The sequence below is a fragment of the Nodosilinea sp. LEGE 07088 genome (genome assembly GCF_015207395.1).
Lineage (GTDB): Bacteria > Cyanobacteriota > Cyanobacteriia > Phormidesmidales > Phormidesmidaceae > Nodosilinea.
The window spans coordinates 1-4954 of the sequence record NZ_JADEWX010000280.1 but is presented as its reverse complement, the minus strand read 5'-3'; the positions used below and the strand labels follow the sequence as shown (position 1 = coordinate 4954).

Annotated in this window: 6 protein-coding genes; 2 read left to right on the top strand and 4 right to left on the bottom strand. The window is 57.0% G+C overall.

The genetic code is table 11. The features are described 5' to 3' along the window. The first annotated feature begins 329 nt into the window (after positions 1–329). Both IQ254_RS29690 and arsS read left to right on the top strand, forming a co-directional pair. Positions 330–515, top strand: coding sequence for a hypothetical protein (locus IQ254_RS29690; RefSeq protein ID WP_193969743.1), 186 nt, complete (start codon positions 330–332; stop codon positions 513–515). A 483-nt stretch (positions 516–998) separates the two neighbouring features. Then, positions 999–2003, top strand: a complete 1005-nt coding sequence (arsS, locus tag IQ254_RS29685; protein WP_193969742.1) for an arsenosugar biosynthesis radical SAM (seleno)protein ArsS — start codon at positions 999–1001, stop codon at positions 2001–2003. Between the two features lie 211 nt (positions 2004–2214). On the opposite strand, the gene IQ254_RS29680 is transcribed toward arsS, so the two are convergent. From IQ254_RS29680 to IQ254_RS29665, 4 genes are all read right to left on the bottom strand, one after another. Then, positions 2215–2853: a RodZ family helix-turn-helix domain-containing protein gene (locus tag IQ254_RS29680; RefSeq protein ID WP_193969741.1), complete on the bottom strand. Its 639-nt coding sequence runs from the start codon at positions 2851–2853 to the stop codon at positions 2215–2217. 100 nt (positions 2854–2953) lie between these two features. Continuing rightward, positions 2954–3802, bottom strand: coding sequence for an urease accessory protein UreD (locus IQ254_RS29675; RefSeq protein ID WP_228041223.1), 849 nt, complete (start codon positions 3800–3802; stop codon positions 2954–2956). Positions 3803–3807: 5 nt separating this feature from the next. Continuing rightward, positions 3808–4422 (bottom strand): DUF3318 domain-containing protein, encoded by a 615-nt coding sequence (locus tag IQ254_RS29670; protein WP_193969740.1) that lies wholly within the window; start codon positions 4420–4422, stop codon positions 3808–3810. Between the two features lie 75 nt (positions 4423–4497). Then, complete coding sequence (locus IQ254_RS29665; protein WP_193969739.1) at positions 4498–4695, bottom strand: chlorophyll a/b-binding protein; 198 nt, start codon at positions 4693–4695, stop codon at positions 4498–4500. Positions 4696–4954 lie beyond the last annotated feature (259 nt).

Below are 4954 nucleotides of genomic sequence, written 5' to 3'. Positions count from 1 at the left end.
CCCCAGTACCCGCCCTCTCTCCCGAATTTCGCCACCAGCTTGCCGCTCGCCTCATTCCCCACCTGGGGGGCCGCCTAGAGACCTTGGATACCGCCAACGCCGTACCCTCACACCTCTGCCTACGGCTACCCCAGGCCATTCCCTAAACTAACCATTGATTTTTTAGATTTGAGCGTTCCATTTCAAAATCTTTCGATATAGTTTGGGCAATTCATTTCCGGAATCCAACCCTGCACCCCTGTAGGTGGTTGCTAGGTAGGTCAACATTCACCGTAATGTCGGTTCATCTACTCGATTTGAAGTCCTGAAACTAAGTCACAGCGAACATTATGGAATTTGCCATCATCCTTGTATTGGTCTTCATTGTTTGGACTAATGAAGCCCTATTCGGTAGTCCGCTGTTTAAAGAAGTGCCCAAAAAGACCCCTGAAGAAAAATTTGCCGACGCCATCAAGGACTACCTCAAAGAGGGGATCAACGTTCGATGCAACGGTGGAGAAAAAAAGAAAGGATAGTTCTCGCAACGAAAATATCCGATTTCGACGAGTCACTTTTCTAGACCTGGCAATCGACACAGGTTTTTTCGAGCACCTGCTAGAGCATCGGTACAGTATGGCTAAAAACCCGATTTCTTTGTCACTGCCCTAACGGCATGACGGGCATTCTGGCCGAGAAACCGGGTTTCTGTACCGGCGTTCTAGGGCTTGGCTTTAACCACTCGCTTGAATCGATAGCCCATCTGGTTTAATTGTTGCCGAATTGCCGCATCCCTGCGTGGGTGGGCAAGTTGGATCTAAGCCAGGATGAGGGGGTAACCCATGAGCTGATGGCGATTGAGTAGGCCGGTGAGGGTATCGTGGAGGGTCAGAATTTTATTCTCAGATAATATTCAGGTGGATGGGGTCTAATAGATGGAATGGTTGCCGCCGTGGCCTCGTGGCTATGGCCAAATCGACTTTAAACCATGCTGTTAACCCTGTCTTCACTGTATAAAATCTATGGTTCAGTCTCCACCGTCTCCTGCGATCGCCGTTGTGCCCTTTGATCGGCAGCTTCAGCAACCCCTCAGTAAGTTGCCCGTCACCGTGCTGCAAATCAACCTGGGGCGCAAGTGCAACCTGGCCTGCACCCACTGCCACGTAGAAGCTGGCCCCAGGCGCACCGAAGAACTGTCGCCCCAGGTGGCTGACCAGCTGATTCAACTCATCCGTCGGTTTCCGCAAATTACCACGGTGGATCTGACCGGCGGTGCCCCAGAGATGAACTACGGCTTTCGGCCACTGGTGGAGGCGGCTCGAGGGTTAGGTAAACAGGTAATTGTGCGCTCTAACCTGACAATTTTCTTTGTCCTCGGCTTTGAGGATTTGCCTGAATACTTTGCCCGCCACCAGCTCCATGTGGTGGCCTCGCTACCCTGCTACCTGGAAGACAATGTCGATCAACAGCGGGGGGCGGGGGTCTATAGCGAGTCGATTAAGGGCTTGCAACGGCTCAATCAACTGGGCTATGGCCAAGACCCGCATCTGCAGCTCGATTTGGTGTACAACCCGCCGGTGCCGCGCAGTGCTGAGTTTTCGCTGACCCCCAGCCAGGCCGCTTTGCAGGGCGACTATACAGACTATTTGCGATCGCAGTTTGATATCACTTTTAATCAGCTGTTTACCATCACCAATCTGCCCATCGGTCGAGTCAAGCAGTACCTCCAGGGCAAAGACCTCTACTGGCCCTACCTGCATTTTTTGGCTGCCCACCACAACCCCGCCACCGTTGCTCACCTGATGTGTCGTCAACAGCTCTCGGTAGACTACAACGGTGTGCTCTACGACTGCGATTTCAACCAGATGGAGGCAGTGCCCTGCCCGACATCTGACGGTCAGCCCCTCACCGTGGCTGACCTGCTAGCCGCCGATTCTCTGGATCTGGTCGAGCAGGTGCAGACTCGTGACTACTGCTATGGCTGCACCGCTGGCAGTGGATCGAGCTGTGGCGGTGCCCTGACCTAGGAGACTACAGTATGGCTAAAACCCCGGTTTCTGGGTCGCTGCCCTAACGGCATACCTGGCATTCTGGCCGAGAAACCAGGTTTCTGTACCGGCGTTCTAGATGCTCACCAAGGCCATCCGTAAAGGCGTCGGATCAGCCCAGCCAGAGGCCTTATGGCCATTCGTGCTGACTAAGTAGAGAGCAGCAAACCGAATGGGTGGTACGCCTACTTTACATGGGGAAGTCGGCCGCCAGGGTAGCCCCCTCTAGCCCCAGGGCTGTGGCATATTTTTTAATAAAGGCACGGATGTAAAAGGGCTCGGGCAGCTGGCGCAAATTGCCGCTTTCAATCGCCCGCAGGGTGTAGGGCTGTATGTAGGTCTGTCGGTAGACCTCCTCAATGGATAGCGACTGCGACTGCCGCGTCTGCTGCAGAAACGCCCCCACTTTCTTGAGGCTGGCCTGCTGTATGGCCGCAAAGTCGGCACTGGCCTGGAGCTTTTTGGCTAGCGTTTCGTGAATATAGTCGCGCTGGTCAGAAAATCGGGCAGAGGTGGTCGAGGTGGTCGCCTGGGGCAGGGTCGAAATGGCGTCGGGTTGGGGGTGAGCGGTGACCCTTTGGGGCGCGGCTGGCCCGGGTCTAGCGGTTGCTGCTTCCAGGGTGTTTTCTACGGGTTCACTGGCCTGGAGGCGCTGATCGAGACGGTATCGATTGAGCAGGCCCAGGGCAACTAAGGTGGTCACGGGTAGAGTCGCGATCGCAACCTGCTGCGCGGCTATGGATGCCGCCGCCGTCGCCCCTGCCCCCAAAATCACGGCGTACTCTGAGGCAGGGGGTAGCTTAGAGCCAGAAAAGTTAGGGGTCTTCATTGCATTTTGGAGGAGTCTCTATGGCCTACCTTTTCGCTGGGGTCAGCTCTCCGTCCGGAAGGAGTGATAAAGTTTATTGGCATTATTGGCAGCATTGCCACTACCGGGGCCATACCCGAGAAGCCGCCGCCGCCCGCCCCAGATAGTGGGGTCGTAGGTGCTGCCAGGCCGCTACAAACCACCGCCGCGCCGCCTGGGTCGATGGGCCTCGATAGCGGCAGAGCACCCCAGACTGTAGGCGGGTAACGCCAATGTCTCCAGGTTGGCCACTGGGCCAGAACTGACGCAGGGCCGCAATTTGCTCTGGGATAATGCTGCACCCAGCGACAACAAAGCTGCCGACCACGGGGTGTTTGCCTAACCCGTTAGGGCTGTGCATGGGGGCGCTACCCCCGACCAGGTGCTGGCGATCGAGCCACAGCGGTTGGGCGTCTTGCCAGACTTCTAAATGCGATCGCCACTGCCCCTGATCCAGCGTTTCACCGCGAGCACTGCGGCCAAAGCGAGTGATATCCCAGCCGACCCAGATGGCCTCCGGAGCCAGCTTGACCCGCACATCTTGGCGGTAGTGGGCGTGGTTAAACACAATGGTTTCCTGGGGCATCCACTCCAGGCAGCTGTGGGGAGCGAGGTCAATCTCCACGGTTTGGGCGGCTGAGCAATCGGCGGCACTGCCGTAGACTTTGCTAGCCGCAGCGGTGGTCAACAGCACCTGGGCTTGGGGTTCAACGGTGAGCTGCACCGCCAGGCGATCGCCCCCCACCAGCCCGCCTGCGGTATGCACCAGCACCGTATGACAGAGGGCCTGCCCCTCAGGGTAGAGGGCGCGCTGCACTCGCAGGGGTGCCCGAGTATAGGTATGGGTGGGAATACATTGTCCATGGGCTAGGGCGTAGTTTAAACGAGCCACCCCCTGCCAGCCTAAAGCCTGGGAATCAACCTGCACCATAGGGCTTAGCGCGCGTAGCCCTCGGGCACCGAAAACTCAGAGCGCCCGGCCTGCATACGCAGGTTTTGGCAGCGAATCAGCTCCTTAACCGTGAGCACCTGCCGCCCTTCGAGGGGGGGCACGGCCTCAATGGCGCGAATCAGAGCTGTAGCCGCATCGGCCTGGTTATAGCCTCGGCGCAGGGCTACCTGCACAGCCTTATCGTCGGCGGCAATGTCAATCTGAGGGCCGCTGACTCCGCGCCAGATTTGTAGACCGGCTAGAGCCGTGACCCCAGCGGCGGCAACGACCCCCACCGCATCTCCCTGGAGCAGCTCAACCACACCCCCGGCTAGCCCCGCCCCAGCGAGGGCCTGGTACCAGTTGGGCTTGAGCACATTGGCCAGAGTGACCCAGCAGACAGTACGTAAAAACAGCATGTCGCGATCGGCCACTGCCAGCTGTTGCCAGCGATCGAGGTTAATTGATACGGTATGGGCCTGTTTCCAGGGGCGCGGAAACTCGGCTTTGATCACATTGAGCTGGCGATCGTTGAGCAAGAGTTTGGTTTTCATGCGGGCGGTGGCGGGCATCAGCTCCCGCAACCGGCCAATCTCTGCATTGGGGTTAACCACGGCCATGTCGTCCCAAAAATCACCCCTAAGCCTACCATTTCTACTCGCTAAAATGGCCAGTTTAATGGGGATAACTCCGACTTAGTCCAGGCCCAGCCAGGTTAAAAAGGTCTGGCCAGTCACCAACTCCAGCACCAGTAGCGCCACAAAGCCCACCATGGCAAACCGCCCATTCATGCGCTCGGCATAGTAGGTCCAGCCAAAGGCGGGGGCCGGTTCTGATAACGCTGTGGTTGTCTCAGCGTTGGCTTGGTCGGAGGTCGAAGGATCTGTGGTCATTTAAATTTTTAAGCCGAATATTGGTTGTCAGAGGGTTATTCTAGCCCAGATGTTGAGGGCCATCCGTTACTCTGAGCAGGTGACCTTAGAGCATTCCAAACCAATAAACATCCGCTAAGGTGACGACAAAACGTAACTACTCCAAAAGTGCTGGTAGAGACAGGATCTATAAGCTTAGCCGCAGGTAGCTGCCGCCACCTGCGGCGCTGAAGCTTGAGCGCGAATCACATCCGGTAACGGTGGTATTCGGTCATCGCTA

Coding starts and splice junctions, on each gene's coding strand:
- IQ254_RS29690 (WP_193969743.1), top strand. CDS start 330: ATGGAATTTGCCATCATCCTTGTATTGGTCTTCATTGTTTGGACTAAT.
- IQ254_RS29670 (WP_193969740.1), bottom strand. CDS start 4,422: ATGGCCGTGGTTAACCCCAATGCAGAGATTGGCCGGTTGCGGGAGCTG.
- IQ254_RS29675 (WP_228041223.1), bottom strand. CDS start 3,802: ATGGTGCAGGTTGATTCCCAGGCTTTAGGCTGGCAGGGGGTGGCTCGT.
- IQ254_RS29665 (WP_193969739.1), bottom strand. CDS start 4,695: ATGACCACAGATCCTTCGACCTCCGACCAAGCCAACGCTGAGACAACC.
- arsS (WP_193969742.1), top strand. CDS start 999: ATGGTTCAGTCTCCACCGTCTCCTGCGATCGCCGTTGTGCCCTTTGAT.
- IQ254_RS29680 (WP_193969741.1), bottom strand. CDS start 2,853: ATGAAGACCCCTAACTTTTCTGGCTCTAAGCTACCCCCTGCCTCAGAG.